This is a genomic window from Mesorhizobium sp. YL-MeA3-2017 (genome assembly GCF_030814575.1).
Classification (GTDB): domain Bacteria; phylum Pseudomonadota; class Alphaproteobacteria; order Rhizobiales; family Rhizobiaceae; genus Mesorhizobium; species Mesorhizobium terrae.
This window is the reverse complement of the sequence record NZ_JAUSVH010000001.1, coordinates 2,631,229-2,649,346: the sequence shown is the minus strand read 5'-3', so window position 1 is coordinate 2,649,346 and position 18,118 is coordinate 2,631,229. Positions and strand designations below refer to the sequence as shown.

The window sequence follows — 18,118 nt, the reverse complement described above, 5'->3', positions numbered from 1 at the left end:
TAGTAGCAATGCAGCCTATGGCGGAGGAAAATCGCATCATGGCCAGCCTGAAGTCCGCGTCCAAGCCGAAAAAATCGACAATGGCGAAGGGAGGTGCGACGAAGGAAGGTCAAAAGCCGGGACGGCTCGCGGATTTTCTCCTGGCAAGAGCGCCCTCCGAAGACGTTGCCGCCTATGAGGCGGCCGACCTCGCCCGAGCCGCCGAACTCGCAGAAAAAGCGGTTGCCCGCCACAAGAAGGGCGAGAGCATCGTTGCCGTCGATGCGGCTTCCGGCGTGTCGCGGCAGGGCCGGCCGGTGACGGTCATCACCGTCGTCAACGACAACATGCCGTTCCTGTTCGATTCGATCCTTGGCGAGATCACCGAGACGGCCGGCGAGCCGACGCTGGTCACCCATCCGGTCATCGCGGTCAGGCATTCCAAGACCGGCGTCGCCGAGATCGTCGGCGACGGCAGCCTGGTCAAGGAAGACGCCGGGCTCGACAAGGTCAGCGTCGTGCATGTCCATATTGGTCGGCTCGGCGAAGAGACCGCCGCGGCACTTGGCGCGCGGTTGACGAAGATGCTGGCGCAAGTGCGCGCCGCCGTTACCGACTGGAAACCGATGCTGGCCAGGCTCGACCAGGCGATCTCGGAATTCCGCTATGCGCCGGTGCCGCTCGACAAGAAACACGTGGCCGAAGGCATCGCCTTCCTCGAATGGCTGCGCGACGACAATTTCACCTTCCTCGGTATGCGCGAGTTCACCTATTCCGGCGGCGAGAAGAGCGGCACGCTGGAGCGCGCCGACAAGCCGGGGCTGGGCATCCTTGCCGATCCCGACGTGCTGGTGCTGCGGCGCGGCACCGAAGCGGTGACGACGACGCCGGAAATCCGTGCCTTCCTGCACGGGCCGGAGCCGCTGATCGTCACCAAGGCCAACGCCAAGTCGGTGGTGCACCGGCGCATCTATCTCGACTATGTCGGGGTCAAGACCTACGACAAGAACGGCAAGCTGGCGGGCGAACTGCGCATCGTGGGCCTGTTCACTTCCACCGCCTATACGCGCTCGGTGATGAAGATCCCCTATCTGCGCTCCAAGGCGGAAACGGTGATCGCCAAATCCGGCCTCAATCCGGACGACCATTCCGGCAAGGCCCTGATCAATGTGCTGGAGAGTTATCCGCGCGACGAGCTGTTCCAGGTGCCGGTGCCGATCCTGCGCAAGCATGCCGAGGCGATCCTCGGCCTGATCGAGCGGCCGCGCGTGCGTGCGCTGGTGCGCGCCGATCAATTCGACCGCTTCGTCTCCATCCTCGTTTTCGTGCCACGCGATCGTTACGACAGCGTTGTACGCGAGAAGGTGGGCGCCTATCTGAAGACGGTTTTCGACGGTCGTTTGTCGGCTTACTATCCGGCTTTCCCTGAAGGCGGGCTGGCGCGTGTCCATTTCATCATCGGCCGGTCCGGCGGCAAGACGCCGAAGGTCGAGCAGGAGACGGTCGAGGCGGCGATCCGCGACATCGTGCGGACCTGGGAAGATGCGCTGGCCGAAGCCGCCGAGGCCGGCGGCAACGATCCGGCATTGAAGGCGATCGCCGCGCGCTTCCCGGAAAGCTATCGCGATTCGTTCTCGCCCGCCGTGGCGCTGGTGGACGCGGCGCGCATCGCCAGGATCAACGCCGAAAACCCGATCGCCATCGACTATTACCGCGACGCCGGCCAGGCGCCGGAACAGGCTTCGCTGAAGATCTATCATCACGGCAGCCCGGTGGCGCTGTCCAGGCGCGTGCCGGTTCTGGAGAACATCGGCTTCCGCGTCATCAGCGAACGCACCTTCGAGGTGGGCGAGAATGGCGACCGCGTCTTCATCCACGACATGGAACTGGAAAATGCCTATGGCCGGCCGATCGATCTTGCCGATGGCGGCGGCCTGTTCGAGGACGCGTTCCTGGCGGTGTGGCGCGGCGACATCGACAATGACGGCTATAACGGGCTCGCCCAGACCGCCGGCCTGTGGTCGCACGAGGTTCTGGTGCTGCGCGCCTATGGCCGCTACCTGCAGCAGGCGGGCATTCCGCAGAGCCAGGATTTCATCGCGGCCGCGCTCAACCGCTATCCCGACATCGCGCGCGGCCTGCATGCGCTGTTCGTCGCCCGGCTGGGGCCGGCCGCTACCGGCGAGGGCGTAACGACGGCGAAACACCTCAAGGCCAAGATCAAGGATGCGCTGGAAGACGTTCCCAACATCGACGACGACACCATCATCCGCCGCTATCTCAACCTGATCGAATCCTCGCTGCGGACCAACCACTTCGTCCCGGCTAAGAAGGAGCGCGGCCAGTCGCTGGCGATCAAGCTCGAGTCGCGCGCCGTCGAAGGTCTGCCGGAGCCGCGGCCATGGCGCGAAATCTTCGTCTACGGTTCCGAGGTGGAAGGCGTGCACCTGCGCTTCGGCCCGGTGGCGCGCGGCGGCCTGCGCTGGTCGGACCGGGCGCAGGACTATCGCACCGAGGTGCTCGGCCTGGTCAAGGCGCAGCAGGTGAAGAACGCCGTCATCGTGCCGGTGGGCGCCAAGGGCGGCTTCTTCCCGAAGCGCCTGCCGCCGGCCAGCCAGCGCGACCTGTGGTTCGAGGCGGGCCGGCAGGCCTATATCAACTTCGTCTCCAGCCTGCTGTCGATCACCGACAATATCGGCGTCGACAGTGTCATCCCGCCGGTCGACGTGATCCGGCACGACAAGGACGATCCTTATTTCGTCGTCGCCGCCGACAAGGGCACGGCGACCTTCTCCGACACCGCCAACGCGATTTCGGAAAAGCATGGCTTCTGGCTGGACGATGCCTTCGCTTCCGGCGGCTCGGCCGGTTATGACCACAAGAAGATGGGCATCACCGCCAAGGGCGCCTGGGAAGCGGTGAAGCGGCATTTCCGCGAGATCAACCGCGACATCCAGACCTCGCCTTTCACCGTGGTGGGCGTCGGCGACATGTCGGGCGACGTGTTCGGCAACGGCATGCTTTTGTCGGAGCAGACCAAGCTGATCGCCGCCTTCGATCATCGCGACATCTTCATCGATCCGGAACCGGACATGGCCGCCTCCTTCGCTGAGCGCAAGCGCATGTTCGACCTGCCGCGCTCGAGTTGGCAGGATTATGACAAGTCGAAGCTGTCGGCGGGCGGCATCGTCGTCTCGCGCAACCAGAAATCGATCACGCTGCCGGCGGACGCCGCCGCCGCGATCGGGCTCGCCAAGACGACCGCGACGCCGGCCGAGATCATGACCGCCATCCTCAAGGCGCCGGTCGATCTTCTGTGGTTCGGCGGCATCGGCACCTATGTGAAGGCGTCGAGCGAGACCAACCAGGACGCGGGCGACCGCGCCAACGATCCGATCCGCGTCAACGCGATCGACGTGCGCGCCAAGGTGATCGGCGAGGGCGCCAATCTCGGCGTCACCCAGCGCGCCCGCATCGAGTTTGGTCTCGCCGGCGGCCGCAACAATTCCGACGCCATCGACAATTCCGGCGGCGTCAATTGCTCGGACGTCGAGGTCAACATCAAGATCGCGCTGGCCTCGGCCATGCGCAAGGGTTCGCTGGCGCGGCCGGCGCGCAACAAGCTCTTGGCCGAGATGACCGACGAGGTCAGCGGGCTGGTGCTGGCCAACAATTACGAGCAGACGCTGGCGCTTTCGCTGGCCCGCAAGCGCGGCCTGGCTGACATCGCCCATCAAGGCCGCTTCATGGCGGCGCTCGAGGCGCGCGGCCTGCTCGACCGCGCGGTCGAGACGCTGCCTTCGCCGGCCGCGCTGGCCGACCGCGAGGCGCGCGGCGAACCGCTGACCAGGGCCGAGCTCGGCGTGCTGCTCGCCTATGCCAAGATCGTGCTGTTCTCCGATATCGTTGCTTCCGACGTGCCGGACGATCAGCAGTTCGACGCCGATCTGATGGGATATTTCCCGGACCGCATGGCCAGGAAGTTCGCGGCCGAAATCCATGGCCACAGGCTGCGCCGCGAAATCATCGCCCGCGTCGTCGCAAACGATCTGGTCAATCGCGGCGGGCCTTCCTTCACCAACCGGCTGATGGAGGCAACCGGCCGCAGCGCCGCCGACGTGGTGCGCACCTTCGCGGTGATCCGCGCCGGCTTCGGATTGTCGGCGCTCTATCGCGAGATCGACGCGCTGGACAACAAGATCGACGGCCAGGTGCAGATCGATCTCTACCAGGTCGTAAGCCGGCTTATTTACGTGACCGCCGGCTGGTATCTGAAGAACGATACCGGGTCGGCGCCGCTTGGTCAGCGCATCGCCGAACTGCAGGAAGCGCGCAAGGCACTGGAGCCGAAGCTTGCCTCGCTGCTGTCGGATTTCTCGCGCGAGCGGCTGGAGGAGAAGCGGCACGGGCTGTTCAAGGTTGGCACGCCGGACCGTCTGGCGGATCGGTTGGCGCTGGCCGATGTCGCCGAACTGATCCCCGACATCGCGCTCACCGCGCGGCTGGCCAATGCCGACATCGTCGCGGCCGCCAAGGCGTTCTTCGCCGTCAGCGAGGCGTTCCGCATTCCGCGCATTGAGGAAGCGGCGCGTTCGGTGACACCGCCGGACTATTACGACCAGCTGGCGCTTTCGCGGGCCACCGACACGATCGGCGCGGCCAGGCGCGGCATCGCGGTGACGGCGCTGACCCAGCATGGCACGGCGGCCGATCCCGTCGCGACCTGGCTGGAAGCCGGCGGCGAACGCATCAGCCGCGTGCGCGAGCGGCTGCAGGCGCTGACCGAGGGCGGCGAGATCACGGTGTCCAGGCTGTCGGTGGCGTCCGGGCTGATGAGCGACCTGATCGGGGCGTAGGTAGCAACGTCGATTCTGTGGCGGCGGTGAGCTGAATGTCACCGCCGCACGCAATCTTCATTCCGGGCTAGCGGTTGCGCCTACGCCGCCAGCCGGGTGCGGGCGAGCCCTTCGCGGATGTGGCGAGCAAGCTCTGCCGTTGCCGGGGCGGCGTCGCGCTCGGGCATGCGCAAATTGATGGCGAAGGAAGGCAGCGGCGGCAGGCCGGCCTCGACCGGCAGGATGTCGAGATGCTGCGGCACGGTGAAGGCGAGCCAGGTGGTCACCGCCAGATCGGTGGTTACGGTGGCCGTGGTGGCATCGATGCTGCCGTTCTCGAACACGGTGCGCCATTCCCGGCCCTGGTCGCGCAGCGCGGCCAGCACGGCCGGCCGGAAGGCGCAGGTTTCCGCGACCATCGATACCGGCAGCGGCGTCTTCAGATACGCCTGGCCGCCCTTGGCGCCGACCCAGACCAGCCGCTCGACAACAAGGCATTCGCCCGTGGAAGCGCCGACCGGCTCCTCGACGAGGGCAAGGTCGATCTCGCCATTGGCGAGCGCGCGAGCGAGATCGGGCGAAGAGGCGCAGACCAGCGATATCTCGACCTGCGGAAAGGCCTGCGCATAGGATTTCAGGATGGGCGCGATGAAGGCGCCGGCGAGGTCGAACGGCACGCCGAGCCGCACCGGGCCCTCGACGCGGCGCGTCGTCATATCCGCCCATATCTCGTCGTTGAGGCTGAGCAGGCGCCGTGCCTTGCCCAACAGGCGCTCTCCCGCCGGGGTGAGGCGCAGCCCGCGCCGGTCGCGGAAAAACAGCGGCTTGCCGAAGGCCTGTTCCAGACGGGCGACCTGCTGGCTGACCGCGCTCTGCGTCAGATGCAGGGCATTGCCGGCGGCGGTCATCGAGGCGCGGTCGGCAACGGCGAGGAAGGTTCTGAGCAGGGCGATGTCGAGGTTACGGGTCATCGCAGCATTATGATTGCTAATGCCAATTATAATCAACATGCGATTTTCTAATGGCAGGCGGCACGGTAGCAATGGTGCCGTTTCAACGGACAAACCGCATGTCGCCCGAGACCATTCTGCCGCTCGCCGTCTTCGCCCTGATTTCGACCGGGTCGCCGGGCGGCGCTACGACGCTGGCGACGGCGTCCGGCGCCCATTTCGGTTTCCGCCGTTCGATGCCGCTGATGGTGGGCATCGCCGCCGGGCTGGCCAGCATGGCGGCGGCCGCCGCTGCCGGACTTGCCGGTGTTCTGGAAGCAATGCCGTCGCTGCAACTGGCCATGAAGGCGATCGGCTCGGCCTATCTTTTGTGGCTTGCTGGCAAAGTGGCGACTTCGGGTGCGCCGCGCCTCGACAAAGACCTAGCAAAACCGACCAGCCTTCTGGGTGGCGCCTGGCTGTTGTGGTGCAATCCGAAAGCCTGGGCGATGACGCTGGGCGCCGCCGCCTCCTTTGCGGCGCTGGCGAGCAGCCCAGCCGCGCTCGGCGTGCTGCTGGCACTGGCCTTTGGTCTGGCGGCGGCGCTTTCACTGTCGGTGTGGTGCGCGGCCGGTTTGCTGATGGCCCGGGTGCTGAGGACCGAGCGCCAATGGCGTGTCGTCAACATGGCGCTGGGCGTTCTGCTTGCGCTGTCGATCCTGCCGATGTGGCTTTGAGTCCGGACCATGCGCAACCGGGGAGAGGTTATGGACATCGGCTTTATCGGTCTCGGCGTCATGGGCCAGCCGATGGCGCTCAATCTGGCGCGCGCGGGAAAGCCGCTGACGGTCTGGAACCGCTCGGCCGAGCGTTGCGAGCCGCTGCGCGCGGCGGGCGCAAAAGTGGCGGCCGATGCCGCCGAGGTTTTCGCGGTTACACGCATCGTTATCCTGATGCTGGCGACGGAAGCGGCCATGGATGCCGTGCTGGGGCGCGGCTCAGCGGATTTCACAACGCATGTCGGCGGCCGCACCATCGTGCATATGGGCACGACCTCGGCCGACTATTCGCGCCGGCTCGGCGCCGACATCGAGGCCGCCGGCGGTACCTATGTCGAAGCGCCGGTTTCCGGCTCGCGCAAGCCGGCGGAGGCCGGGCAACTGGTGGCGATGCTGGCCGGCGCGCCGGAGGTGGTCGAGACTGTCCGGCCGCTGCTCCAGCCGATGTGTCGCGACATGGTGCCATGCGGGGTGGTGCCCAATGCGCTCTTGATGAAGCTCGCGGTTAATATATTCCTGATCACCATGGTGACGGGCCTTGCCGAGTCCGTGCATTTCGCCGAGCGGCACGGGCTGGATCTCGAACGGCTGGTCGCCGTGCTTAATGCCGGGCCGATGGCGAGCGACGTCTCCCGCATCAAGGCGGCCAAGCTCCTTAGCGGAGATTTCTCCGTGCAGGCGGCGATCACCGACGTGTTCAAGAACAACCGGCTGATCACTGAAGCGGCGCGCACGGCCAAGGTGGCTTCGCCGCTGCTCGATGTTTGCCACGCGCTCTATGGCGAAACGGAAGCGATGGGACTGGGCCAGGAAGACATGGCCGCCGTTATCCGCGCGCTTGAACAGCGCACGGCGGCGGCGCGGGCTACCTGACCGGAACCCAGATTTCGAAGCCGCCGGCGCCGGTGACGGGGTCGAAACCTTCGCCATAACGTTCGATCAGGTCGGGCATGTCTCCCGGTATCAGTCCGGCCGCCGGCAGGGCCTGCGTAAAGACCGCGTGAATGGTGGCGGCGATGGTGGTGACGTGCCCGGCATGCCGAAAGGCGGCCCAACGCTGCGCCGGCAGCCTGATGCCGGTGAAGGTGCCATCGAGATCGGCGAGGGTCCGCATTTCGACACCGGCCAGATAAAAATAGCCGTCGCCGGCGCCGACACCGGTGACCAGCCCGTAAGTGGCCTTGCCCTTCTGGCCCGGGATCGCGCCGAGATGCGGCGTGAATTCCTGCCACAGCGCCGGTATGCCGGCGAAATCATCACTCGCGAAACGGCGACCGAGGCCGGCTATCAGCAACGGGCCGGGCGTCTCGATGCGCGGCGGCGGCAGGCTGACGCTGACCTTGGGGTCCTCGCGCAAGGGCTCGACCAGGGCGATGCCATTGAGATCGCCGCGCGTGCGGATTTCGGCCGGCGTCAGGCCGAATTGATCGCGAAAGGCGCGTGAGAAGGCTTCATGCGAACCGTAACCGGCCTGCAGCGCGACGGCGAGGATGTCAGGAGCGCCGGCGGCCAGCGCGCGGGCGGCTTCGCTCAGCCGCCGTCCGCGCAGATAGGCGCTGACGCTTTTCCCGGTGGCGTGAGAGAACAGGCGCGACATCTGGAACCGCGAAAGGCCGCAGACCCTGGCCACGGCATCGAGCGTGACATCTTCGGCGAAGTGGCTTTCGATGAACCAGATCGCCTTTTCGACCGGTGTCCGCATCCGCGACGGTCCGCCTTTCAGACCTCGAAAACCTGCTCCTGTCGCTGGCGCAAGGCGTTGAAGACGGATCGCGGCAGCGCGAGCCCGGCATCATCGGCGAAACGGCGGCGCATCGCATCAAAATTCGCGTCCGGATTGGCGGTCAGCCGGGCGACCTCGTCGAAGAAGACGAGTTGATCGTTCGAAAGCCGGGCATCGATGGCCGGCTGCGCGCCCCATACGTCCCATGGCAGGATTTCGCAGCCGTTCAGGGTGGCGAGATCGCGCGTCATGTTGCCGGCGATGAACCAGAGGCCGCGCATCTGCGAGAACTCGATGCCGAACAGCTCCGGGTCCAGCGCGCCGGCGCGGCATAACCGCCAGGCGTCGGGCGCCGTCAGGAAGCGGTCGCGCGGCACGTCATGGATGCCATGGCCGATGGCGAGGTTGCGTATGAAGATGGCGTCGAACTGGGCGTCCAGCAGTGCCCAGCGGCCTTCATCCGCCTTCCAGTATTCGCAGACCCAATGGTCTTCATATTTCCCGGGGTTGAAATAAGCGCCGAAACCGCCCCTGCCGCGTGCTGGGATGCCGTGGTGGCGGAAGATGGCGACGGCGAGCAGCATGAAATGCCGACAGATGCCGACCAGCCGCCGCTCGGGCGGACGGGCGACCGACAGGGGCTGGCCATCAAGCGCCAACAGCCGGTCGACAATGGCCTCGACCGGGCGGATATGGCTCTCGGCGCGGCGCTCGGTGGTGATCGGGCAGCCGTAGAACGGCTCGGTGACGTGTTCGTAGATCAGCAGGCCCTGGACGATGCGCGCTATGTCGGCGGGGTCGGACGGCAAGGCGTCGAACAGTGCGGCGTGGCGGCCGGGCGTGCTGAAGGCGGATTGCCGCGCATAATAGTCGAGGACGGCTTCGGGGCATTTGTGGGCAAGGCGGGCGTGAGCGGGGTGCGTGCGTGCGGCATTGAGGGTGTCCATGGCGGTCTCCCGAGTTCGAAACGGCTATCGCTCTGTTCTGCCGCAGGACTCGCCGCCGCGCTTGATCGCGTTTGCAGCAGCCGGCACGCGACGACCTCGCGCAGGGTCATGGCCGCGAACCGGCATCGGGCCTTTGCAGTGCCGGCAAAAACGTGCAGACATGGGCACACCGCGAACGGGACCGAGCGGCTGGAGGACAGATGAGCGACGTGACCATGCAGCGCGCCTCCGGGCGCGGCATCTGGGGCTGGATGTTCTTCGACTGGGCGGCGCAGCCCTTCTTCACCGTGGTCACCACCTTCATCTTCGGCCCCTATTTCGTCTCGCGCCTGTCGGCCGACCCCGCCATGGGCCAGGCGGTGTGGGGCTACGGCCTCGCCGCGGCCGGCTTGGTGATCGCCATCCTGTCGCCGATCCTCGGCTCGATCGCCGACCAGACGGGCCCGCGCAAACCGTGGATCGCCTTCTTCGCGACGATCAAGATCATCAGCCTGTCGATGCTGTGGTTCGCCGCGCCGGGCTCGAACCTGTTCCTGATCGTGCTGTTCTTCTCGCTCGCCTCGGTGGCGGCGGAGTTCTCGACGGTGTTCAACGATTCCATGATGCCGCGCCTGGTGCCGAAGAGCGAGATCGGCAAGATCTCCAACGTCGCCTGGGGGCTCGGCTATCTCGGCGGCATGGTGGCGCTGATCTTCGTGGTGACGATGCTGGCCGGGTCGCCGGAAACCGGCAAGACCATCGCCGGTCTCGACCCGCTGTTCGGCCTCGATCCGAAGCTCGGCGAGGACGCGCGCGCCACCGGGCCGCTTTCGGCGCTGTGGTATCTTATCTTCATCCTGCCGATGTTCTTCTTCACGCCGGACGCGGTGAAGGGCGTGCCGGTGGGGCCGGCGGTGCGGCGCGGGCTGACGGAACTGAAGTCGACGCTCGCCGAGGTGCGCAAGCGCGCCGGCATCTTCCGTTTCCTCGTCGCCCGCATGATCTACCAGGACGGCGTCAACGCGCTGCTTTCGCTCGGCGGTGCCTTCGCGGCCGCGATGTTCGGCTGGTCGATCACCGAGATCGGCATCTTCGGCATCATCCTGAACGTCGTCGCCATCCTCGGCTGCTGGGTGGCGGCACGTCTCGACACCGCGCTCGGCTCGAAAGTGGTGGTGATGATCGCGCTGGTGCTTTTGTGCATCGCCACCATCGGCATCATCTCGACGGGGCCGGGCTACACGCTGTTCGGCTGGCTGCAGTTCACGGCGGCCGAGGCCGACCCGCACAAGCTGTTCGGCACGCCGGCCGAGAAGGCCTATATCGCCTACGGCCTGCTGATCGGCCTGGCCTTCGGCCCAGTGCAGGCGTCGTCACGCTCCTATATGGCGCGCAGCGTCACGGCCGAAGAATCCGGCCGTTATTTCGGCATCTATGCGCTGGCCGGCCGGGCAACCAGCTTCCTGGCGCCATTCCTGATCGCAACCGTAACGGCGACGACCGGCTCGCCGCGCCTCGGCATGGCGATGATCATCCTGTTCCTGGTCGGCGGCATGGCGATCCTGGCCGGCACGCCCTACCCGGCGGACAAGACGGAACACGAGTAGCCGTCTTCTTCCTCCCCCGTTTGCAGGACGAGGATATCGGCGCAGGCCGACAGGCGAGAGGCAACTCGCGAGATTGAGTGCCGCCCCTCATCCGGCCCTTCGGGCCACCTTCTCCCCGTCAACGGGGAGAAGGAAAGGCACTAATGCCTGAAGTGCCTGATCCCGGTGAAGACCATGGCGATGCCGTGCTCGTCGGCTGCCTTGATGACATCCTCGTCGCGCATCGAGCCGCCCGGCTGGATGACGGCCGTCGCGCCAGCCTCGACGGCGGCGAGCAGGCCGTCGGCGAAGGGGAAGAAAGCGTCGGAGGCAACGACCGAACCCCTGGTCAGCGGCTCGGCATGACCCGCGGCTTCAGCGGCATCGAGCGCCTTGCGGGCGGCGATGCGCGAGGAATCGACGCGGCTCATCTGGCCGGCGCCGACGCCGACGGTGGCGCGGTCCTTGGCATAGACGATGGCATTCGACTTCACATGCTTGGCGATGCGGAAGGCGAATTTCAGGTCGGCCATTTCGGCTTCGGTCGGCGCGCGCCTTGTCACCACCTTGAGGTCGAGGTCGTCGACCACGGCATTGTCGCGGCCCTGCACCAGCAGGCCGCCGGCGACGGACTTCACCATGATGCCCGCCTGGCGCGGGTCTGGCAGGCCGCCGGTGACCAGCAGACGCAGGTTCTTCTTGGCGGCGACGATGGCGGCGGCCGCCTCGGAGGCTTCTGGAGCGATGATGACCTCGGTGAAGGTCTTGACGATCTCTTCCGCCGCCTCGGCGTCGAGCAGGCGGTTCAGTGCCACGATGCCGCCGAAGGCCGAGACCGGATCGCAGGCCAGTGCCTTGAGATAGGCTTCCCTCAGCGACGCGCCTTCGGCAACGCCGCACGGATTGGCGTGCTTGATGATGGCAACCGCCGCCGTGCGCGCCGGGTCGAACTCGCCGACCAGTTCATAGGCCGCGTCGGTGTCGTTGATGTTGTTGTAGGAGAGCTGCTTGCCCTGTAGCTGGCGCGCGGTGGCGACACCGGGGCGTTTGTCGCCGTTGACGTAGAAACCGGCCGACTGGTGCGGGTTCTCGCCATAACGCATGACCGAGTGCAGCCGGCCGCCGAAGGCGCGCCAGCTCGGCTGCTCGATCTTCAGCTCCTCGGCGAACCAACCGGAAATCGCCGCATCATAGGCGGCGGTGCGGGCGAAGGCCTTGGCCGCCAGCCGCTTGCGGAAATCGAGCGGCAGCGCGCCGCCATTGGCGGCGAGCGTTTCCAGCACGGCGGCATAGTCTTCCGGTTCGGTGACGATGGCGACATAAGCGTGGTTCTTGGCCGAGGCGCGTACCATGGCCGGGCCGCCGATATCGATGTTCTCGACCACCGCCGTATAAGCGGCGCCGGAAGCGCGCACTTCCTCGAACGGGTAGAGATTAACCACGACGAGGTCGATAGGTTCGATGCCGTGCTCGCGCATGGCGGCCGCATGTTCGGGATCGTCGCGCACGCCGAGCAAGGCGCCGTGCACCGAGGGGTGCAGGGTCTTGACGCGGCCGTCCATGATCTCGGGAAAGCCGGTGAGTTCGGAGACATCGCGCACGGCAATGCCGGCTGCGGCGATCGACTTGGCGGTGCCGCCGGTGGAGATCAGTTCGACACCCGCCTTGGCAAGGGCCGCCGCGAAATCAATGAGGCCGGTCTTGTCGGAAACGGAGAGCAGCGCGCGGCGGACGGGGACGAGGTCCGGCGCGGGAATGTTCTTGGCGGCGACGGCCATGGCGGGCGGCCTTTCTGCGGGCTGATGAGGATCGTCCGGGCCGTAGCACAAGGGGGGCCAAAATCAAACGCAGTCGGCGCCGCAAAATGTTCGTGGCGGAAAACTCAGGCCGGCTGCGCGCCGATCCTGTCGCGCCAGAAGGCGAGGCGCTCCTTCAGCGCAGCACCTTCCGGTCGGGCGTCGTCCTCGAAGCGTTCGACGATTTCGATGGCGATAACGTCCTGGCCGAACTGGTTGTAGGTAGCCTGAAGGTCTGCCGAGCGGTGACTGCCCAGCCGCAGCGTGAACCACAGCCGGTTCGGCATGGCGTCGAGGTCCGGCGCATGGCCGACCCAGCGCCTGCCCGCCTTCGCGCAGGTCAATGCATAGATGCCCGCCGGGGCCGCGCGTTTCTTGTAGGCCGCGATGGCGGCTTTCCTGTCGATGCTCGTCATGATCCGAACCTTTCCCGGCCGGCATGTAGGAGCCATAAACGGTTTTGTCAATTATACCCGGGTAATAATTGACAGGGCGTCCGCGACAGGGCAAGAAGGCGACTGCAAAGGAGCCTCTTCATGTCCCTGTCCTTGACCGGAGCCAGCACCGCCTTCCAGGGCGACCGCATCGTCGCCAGTGGACCGCTTGTCGAGGTGGCCCTGGCGATCAGGGCGTTTGGCAATGCGCCAGCGGATGTGCCGGTGCTCGTGTTCGACGATTCGACCGGGTCCGTCGTCGATCTCGATCTGCGCGGTTCGGATGCCGAAATTATGTCCCGGTTGGCCGAACGGTTTCCGCCAACCCCACCGACCGGAACCGAGCCGCCATCCACGACGCAAGCGAGCGAGGCCGGCACGCGTGGCCGGGGTCGGCCGAAACTCGGCGTGGTGGCGCGCGAGGTGACGCTGCTGCCGCGGCAATGGGAATGGTTGGCAGCGCAGCCGGGCGGCGCCTCGCAGGTGCTGCGCCGGCTGGTCGACGCCGCGCGCCGCGCCGATGGCGGCGAGAGCGTCCGACGCTCCCGCCAGGAGGTTGCCTACCGGTTCCTCTCAGCAATGGCCGGAAACCTGCCGGGTTTCGAGGAAGCCATGCGGGCGTTGTTTGCCGGAGACGGCGAAGGTTTCGAGGCGAAAACAGCGGGCTGGCCGGTCGATATCAGGACCCATGCGCTGAAACTCGCCGGCTTCGCGCGGGGTCTGTGAAAGGCTGCCGGCGGAGCCGTCAGCTTCGGGCGGCGAAACCGGCCGGGCCGGTGCGGACGAACTGCCAATGCGCTTCGGCCAAGGCCGACGCGTTGAAATGCAGGACGATCTGGCGGCTGCGGCGCGGACCGGCGATACCGGCGAAGAAGATCGATTCCTCGACCTCGGGCTGGATTTCCGGTGAGGTGAACACCCAGATGTCGCCGCCCTCGGCGGCCAGCACCAGCCGGTCGTGTTCATCGCGGAACAGGCTAGTGTCGGGGTGGATGTGGAAGCGGATGGCGACGTCGTCGCGGCCGTCATTGCGGATCGCCCCGCCGCTGGAGCGCAGGAAGCGGTCACGGCCGGTCAGCACATTGCCATTCGCCGACAGGATCAGCTCGCGCTCGTGTACAATGCCGAAACGCTGCGCGTAGCCATCGTGGCGGGCGACGAAGCCTTGCCGGCCACCGTCGTCGAGGCGCTGGCTGGAAACGTTGCGTGGACCGCCGAGCAAAGGCGAACCCGGCAGGCCGCCGACACGCAGCGACAGGGCAAAGCGCGCCGACGATGTGTCGTTGAGGGTTGCCGTGGAATGGGCGGCGGTGGCGCGCGCCAGCGGCCGGAATTCGGCGGCGCCATAGGTGTCGACGCCGGCATTGACGATGTAGTGCTGGCGGCCGGACGACAGTTCGAAGGACAGGCAGCCGGCATGGGCGGAATTGGAAACGTCGAGCGGTGGCGGGGCGCCGGTGTCGGCGATGACGGTGACGTCGCCCATGGCCAGCCGCTCATAGCCGGAATAGGGTGCATGCAGCAGCGGCTGGCCGGCGGTGTCGTCATGGCGCAGGATGGCGGCGATGCGGTCCTGGATGGTGGCGCCCATGCCGTTGAAACGGGCGAGGCTGCCGTCATGGTGGCGGAAGAAACGCAGCGCCGGCAGCATGCGGTCGATGGCGCCGATCAAGGCCGCGGGCGGTGTCTCGGCCTGGTTGGCATAAGTCTGGCGCAGCGGCAGAAGGTCGGCAAGCAGCTCCAGCACGGCCAACGGATTGCGCGAGATATGGCCGCCGTCGGGCAGGATCTGCCGGTCGAGTTCCTCGCCGAGATTGCGTGTCGCCGCGCGCAGCGCCGAGGCCGGCGCCGGCAGCGACAGCGCCGCGAAGGCGAGCGCGACGCGGGCGCGCAGCCTGTCCTTGCCGTCCGGCATCTCGCGTGTCACCGAACGCAGGTAGCGGATCTGGACGGCGAGCGATTTCAAGAAAGCGCGGTAGAAGGGGAACTCGGCGCCCTGCAGCACTACGGAAGAATGCTGCTGCCAGGCGATGATGCGCTTGGCCGTGGTGCCCGGCTCCCAGGCGATGCCGGCAATGCGGTTGCCATGCGCGGCGATCCAGTCGGAAGCAAGCGCGCGGGCATTGGCGGCGGCAAGCTCCGTGCCGGCGGCGCGCATATGGCGCAGCCAGCGGAAGCCGTGCAGCGATCGCTGCCAGCCATTGTGGGCGACGTCGAGCTGGAACGGCGACTGGCCGCCGGTCTCGACCAGATGGCCGGAGAGCGGGAAACGTCCATAATAGATCTCGAGCGCGATCTGCGGGTCGGCCAGCCTCAAGTCAGGCGGCGCGATCAGCACGCGTTCGGGCGTACGTCCCGAATAACGCCAGCGATAGACAGGCCCGGCGCGCAGGCGTCGGCGCGCCTTGCGCCAAACCTCCTTCGCGACGAGCGTCCACAGACGCGTCGTGTCGTCGGCAGCGAGTGCCAAAAAACCTCCTCGATTTGTCCCGTCCGCCCGGCTGAATTATAGGATTCAGCAATATCCTTGAAAGCGAATTCCACCGGAAGCCCACAGATCAGGGCTGGGCCATACCTTTTTTGGAGGTATCGGGCCGTTTTTCCGCACCGGGAACGGTGCGGATGCGGGCTTTCAGGGCTTCCGGCGCAGCCGTGCGGCAAAAAAGCCGTCGAGACCGGAAAGAGCTGGATTGCCAAGGTCGAAGCCCGCCGGCGTGGTGCGCAGCGTGCCTTGCGGCGTGACGAAGGCGGCGATGCCCTCGGCGTCGTCGGCCTCGTCGGCCCGAATCGGGTCGTCGTCGACATCCGCCACTTCCGCCAGGAAGGCGCGATGAAGATCCTCGCCCTCGATGGGGTCGAGCGAACAGTTGGAAAAGACAATGCGGCCGCCGGGACGCACCAGCGTCACCGCGCGTTCGAGCAGCCGGCGCTGCAGGTCGGCCAGCTTCTGGATATCGGCCGGCGTCTTGGTCCAGGGCACGTCGGGATGACGGCGCACGGTGCCGGTCGACGAGCAGGGCGCGTCGAGCAGAACGGCATCGAAAAGCTCTGCCGGCGCGAAGGCGAGCAAGTCGGATTGGACGATCTCGGCCTTCATGCCGAGCCGGTCGAGATTCTGGCCGAGCCGGACCAGCCTGTTTTTCGACGCGTCGACTGCCGTCACCCTGGCGCCCGCCAACACGAGCTGCGCGGTCTTGCCGCCGGGGGCAGCACATAGGTCGGCAACGCGTTTGCCGGCAATATCGCCGAAAAGCCTGGCCGGCAGGGCAGCGGCGGCGTCCTGCACCCACCAGGCGCCTTCAGCGAAGCCGGGCAGTTCGGGCACCGGCGCGGGCAGCTTTTCCACGCGCACCGTTCCGGTCGGCAGGACGATGCCGCCGAGCCGTTCAGCCCAGAGCGTCGGATCGGCTTTCACCGTGAAATCGACCGGCGCCTCGAGCCGGTGCGCGGCGAGGATCGTCCGCGCGGCTTCGGAGCCATAGGCGGCGCGCAAGCGTTCCGCGAACCAGGCCGGGGCGTCGTCGGTGGCGGCAAGCACCTTTGGAAGCTCGGCATTCTTGGCGCGTACCAGTGTTCTCAGCACGCCGTTGACGAGGCCGGAAAAACGCGCGGTGCGCGGATCGGCCTTGGCGTGGGTGACGGCGAGATCGACGGCGGCGCTGTCGGGCACATCGAGGAACAGCACCTGTGCGGCTGCCACATGCAGGATGTGCGACAGCGTGGTGGCGTTGGCGGGCAAGGGTTTTTCCAGCCGGCGCGCGAGCAGGCCCGCAATGGTCATGCGATGGCGCAGCGCCGTCACCAGAATGGCGCGCACCAGCGCGCGGTCGCGCCCGTCGAGCGCGCGGTATTGCGGGTGGCCATGTTCGTTGTCGGTCAGCCCGTCGAGCGGCGTATGCGCGTCGATCACGGCAGCCAGCAGCCGCGCCGCCGCCTTGCGCGCGGTAAGGCCGGGTGCTTCGGGCGTGTCGTCCTGGCGGTGCGACGTCGGCTTGCGGGCAGCCCTGCCGTCCTGCCTCACGACCACGGGCCCTTCGGCCCGGTCGGGTTGCGACCCCACGGATTGGGTTGCGGCTGCTCGGGCTCGTCAGCACGCGGGCCGGCGCCGTCAGCGCTGCCCCATGGGCCAGTCGTATCGGCCTGCGGATGCCGGGGAGACGGCGGTGCTGCCTGCTGTGTTGCTTCGCGGCCGTAGTCGCGGCCGTTCGTCTGCGCGTTTCCGGCCGGGCCCATCTGAGCCGCCATCGCCTGCAGCGCGGCAATGCGGTTTTCCGTATTCGGGTGGGTGGAGAAAAGATTATCCATGCGCTCGCCGGAAAGCGGGTTGATGATGAACAGATGCGCGGTCGCCGGATTGCGTTCGGCATCGTCGTTGCGGATGCGTTCGGCTCCGCGAGCGATCTTGTCAAGGGCAGAAGCGAGCCACAGCGGGTGGCCGCAGATTTCGGCGCCGCGCCGGTCGGCCTCGTATTCGCGGGTGCGGCTGACCGCCATCTGCACGATCATGGCGGCGAAGGGCGCGACGATCATCGCCACCAGCACGCCGACGAAACCAAGCGGGTTGTTGTTCTCCCGGCTGCCGCCGAAGAAGAAGGCGAAGTTGCCGAGCATGGAAATGGCGCCGGCAAAGGTTGCAACGATGGTCATGGTCAGCGTGTCGCGGTGCTGCACATGGGCAAGCTCGTGCGCCATGACGGCGGCGACCTCTTCATGCGACAGGCGCTGCAACAGCCCCGTCGAGGCGGCGACGGCGGCATTCTGCGGATTGCGGCCGGTGGCAAACGCGTTGGGTTGATCTGTGTCGATCAGATAGACGCGCGGCATCGGCAGGCCGGCATTGGCGGCGAGGCTCTTCACGATGGCGTAGAATTCCGGAGCGCTGCGCTCGTCGACCTCGACGGCGTGGTTCATCGACAGCACCATCTTGTCGGCATTCCAATAGCTGAACAGATTGGTGCCCGCGGCGATGATCAGCGCGATCATCATGCCGCCGGAACCGCCGATCAGATAGCCGACACCCATGAACAGCGCCGTCATCGCGGCGAGAAGCATGGCTGTGCGCATCGTGTTCAAATGTTTCTCCATCGCCTGGAAGGGTCGATCCCTTGCCCTGGTTCCACTATATGATGGG

Annotated in this window: 13 protein-coding genes; 5 read left to right on the top strand and 8 right to left on the bottom strand. The window is 66.7% G+C overall.

Going from position 1 to position 18,118, the window contains the following annotated elements; genetic code table 11:
- Positions 1-38 precede the first annotated feature (38 nt).
- Positions 39-4,835: an NAD-glutamate dehydrogenase gene (locus QFZ88_RS12550; RefSeq protein WP_024923057.1), complete on the top strand. Its 4,797-nt coding sequence runs from the start codon at positions 39-41 to the stop codon at positions 4,833-4,835.
- An 80-nt stretch (positions 4,836-4,915) separates the two neighbouring features.
- Here the strand turns inward: QFZ88_RS12550 and QFZ88_RS12545 are convergent, their stop codons facing one another.
- A complete protein-coding gene (locus tag QFZ88_RS12545) occupies positions 4,916-5,785 on the bottom strand; it encodes a LysR family transcriptional regulator (protein WP_024923056.1) in 870 nt (289 codons plus the stop codon).
- 98 nt (positions 5,786-5,883) lie between these two features.
- On the opposite strand from QFZ88_RS12545, the gene QFZ88_RS12540 reads away from it, so the two are divergent.
- Together QFZ88_RS12540 and QFZ88_RS12535 are read left to right on the top strand one after the other, a co-directional pair.
- Positions 5,884-6,480 (top strand): LysE family translocator, encoded by a 597-nt coding sequence (locus tag QFZ88_RS12540; protein ID WP_024923055.1) that lies wholly within the window; start codon positions 5,884-5,886, stop codon positions 6,478-6,480.
- A 30-nt stretch (positions 6,481-6,510) separates the two neighbouring features.
- Positions 6,511-7,395, top strand: coding sequence for an NAD(P)-dependent oxidoreductase (locus QFZ88_RS12535; RefSeq protein WP_024923054.1), 885 nt, complete (start codon positions 6,511-6,513; stop codon positions 7,393-7,395).
- Here QFZ88_RS12535 and QFZ88_RS12530 read toward each other — a convergent pair.
- Both QFZ88_RS12530 and QFZ88_RS12525 read right to left on the bottom strand, forming a co-directional pair.
- Positions 7,388-8,224: an AraC family transcriptional regulator gene (locus QFZ88_RS12530; protein ID WP_024923053.1), complete on the bottom strand. Its 837-nt coding sequence runs from the start codon at positions 8,222-8,224 to the stop codon at positions 7,388-7,390. The two genes, QFZ88_RS12535 and QFZ88_RS12530, sit on opposite strands and share 8 nt — an antisense overlap.
- 17 nt (positions 8,225-8,241) lie before the next feature.
- Positions 8,242-9,192 (bottom strand): transglutaminase-like domain-containing protein, encoded by a 951-nt coding sequence (locus QFZ88_RS12525; RefSeq protein WP_024923052.1) that lies wholly within the window; start codon positions 9,190-9,192, stop codon positions 8,242-8,244.
- A gap of 200 nt (positions 9,193-9,392) precedes the next feature.
- Here QFZ88_RS12525 and QFZ88_RS12520 point away from each other — a divergent pair, with 200 nt between their 5' ends.
- Positions 9,393-10,778 (top strand): MFS transporter, encoded by a 1,386-nt coding sequence (locus tag QFZ88_RS12520; RefSeq protein WP_024923051.1) that lies wholly within the window; start codon positions 9,393-9,395, stop codon positions 10,776-10,778.
- A gap of 140 nt (positions 10,779-10,918) precedes the next feature.
- On the opposite strand, the gene purH is transcribed toward QFZ88_RS12520, so the two are convergent.
- Positions 10,919-12,535: a bifunctional phosphoribosylaminoimidazolecarboxamide formyltransferase/IMP cyclohydrolase gene (gene purH / locus QFZ88_RS12515; RefSeq protein WP_024923050.1), complete on the bottom strand. Its 1,617-nt coding sequence runs from the start codon at positions 12,533-12,535 to the stop codon at positions 10,919-10,921.
- Between the two features lie 104 nt (positions 12,536-12,639).
- A complete protein-coding gene (locus QFZ88_RS12510) occupies positions 12,640-12,969 on the bottom strand; it encodes a GIY-YIG nuclease family protein (RefSeq protein ID WP_024923049.1) in 330 nt (109 codons plus the stop codon).
- A gap of 120 nt (positions 12,970-13,089) precedes the next feature.
- Here QFZ88_RS12510 and QFZ88_RS12505 point away from each other — a divergent pair, with 120 nt between their 5' ends.
- Positions 13,090-13,713 (top strand): DUF2239 family protein, encoded by a 624-nt coding sequence (locus QFZ88_RS12505; protein WP_024923048.1) that lies wholly within the window; start codon positions 13,090-13,092, stop codon positions 13,711-13,713.
- Positions 13,714-13,732: 19 nt separating this feature from the next.
- On the opposite strand, the gene QFZ88_RS12500 is transcribed toward QFZ88_RS12505, so the two are convergent.
- The 3 genes from QFZ88_RS12500 to htpX all read right to left on the bottom strand — a co-directional run bounded on the left by QFZ88_RS12500 (position 13,733) and on the right by htpX (position 18,060).
- On the bottom strand, positions 13,733-15,457 hold the full coding sequence (locus tag QFZ88_RS12500; RefSeq protein ID WP_024923047.1) for a heparinase II/III family protein: 1,725 nt from the start codon (positions 15,455-15,457) through the stop codon (positions 13,733-13,735).
- Between the two features lie 162 nt (positions 15,458-15,619).
- The gene (locus QFZ88_RS12495; RefSeq protein ID WP_244431199.1) at positions 15,620-17,008 is read right to left on the bottom strand and encodes an RsmB/NOP family class I SAM-dependent RNA methyltransferase; all 1,389 of its coding nucleotides are present in this window, start codon (positions 17,006-17,008) and stop codon (positions 15,620-15,622) included.
- The gene (htpX, locus tag QFZ88_RS12490) at positions 17,005-18,060 is read right to left on the bottom strand and encodes a zinc metalloprotease HtpX (RefSeq protein WP_024923045.1); all 1,056 of its coding nucleotides are present in this window, start codon (positions 18,058-18,060) and stop codon (positions 17,005-17,007) included. Before htpX ends, QFZ88_RS12495 begins: the two co-directional genes overlap by 4 nt.
- Positions 18,061-18,118 lie beyond the last annotated feature (58 nt).

Coding starts and splice junctions, on each gene's coding strand:
- QFZ88_RS12525 (WP_024923052.1), bottom strand. CDS start 9,192: ATGGACACCCTCAATGCCGCACGCACGCACCCCGCTCACGCCCGCCTT.
- QFZ88_RS12530 (WP_024923053.1), bottom strand. CDS start 8,224: ATGCGGACACCGGTCGAAAAGGCGATCTGGTTCATCGAAAGCCACTTC.
- QFZ88_RS12520 (WP_024923051.1), top strand. CDS start 9,393: ATGAGCGACGTGACCATGCAGCGCGCCTCCGGGCGCGGCATCTGGGGC.
- QFZ88_RS12540 (WP_024923055.1), top strand. CDS start 5,884: ATGTCGCCCGAGACCATTCTGCCGCTCGCCGTCTTCGCCCTGATTTCG.
- purH (WP_024923050.1), bottom strand. CDS start 12,535: ATGGCCGTCGCCGCCAAGAACATTCCCGCGCCGGACCTCGTCCCCGTC.
- QFZ88_RS12505 (WP_024923048.1), top strand. CDS start 13,090: ATGTCCCTGTCCTTGACCGGAGCCAGCACCGCCTTCCAGGGCGACCGC.
- QFZ88_RS12535 (WP_024923054.1), top strand. CDS start 6,511: ATGGACATCGGCTTTATCGGTCTCGGCGTCATGGGCCAGCCGATGGCG.
- QFZ88_RS12545 (WP_024923056.1), bottom strand. CDS start 5,785: ATGACCCGTAACCTCGACATCGCCCTGCTCAGAACCTTCCTCGCCGTT.
- QFZ88_RS12510 (WP_024923049.1), bottom strand. CDS start 12,969: ATGACGAGCATCGACAGGAAAGCCGCCATCGCGGCCTACAAGAAACGC.
- QFZ88_RS12550 (WP_024923057.1), top strand. CDS start 39: ATGGCCAGCCTGAAGTCCGCGTCCAAGCCGAAAAAATCGACAATGGCG.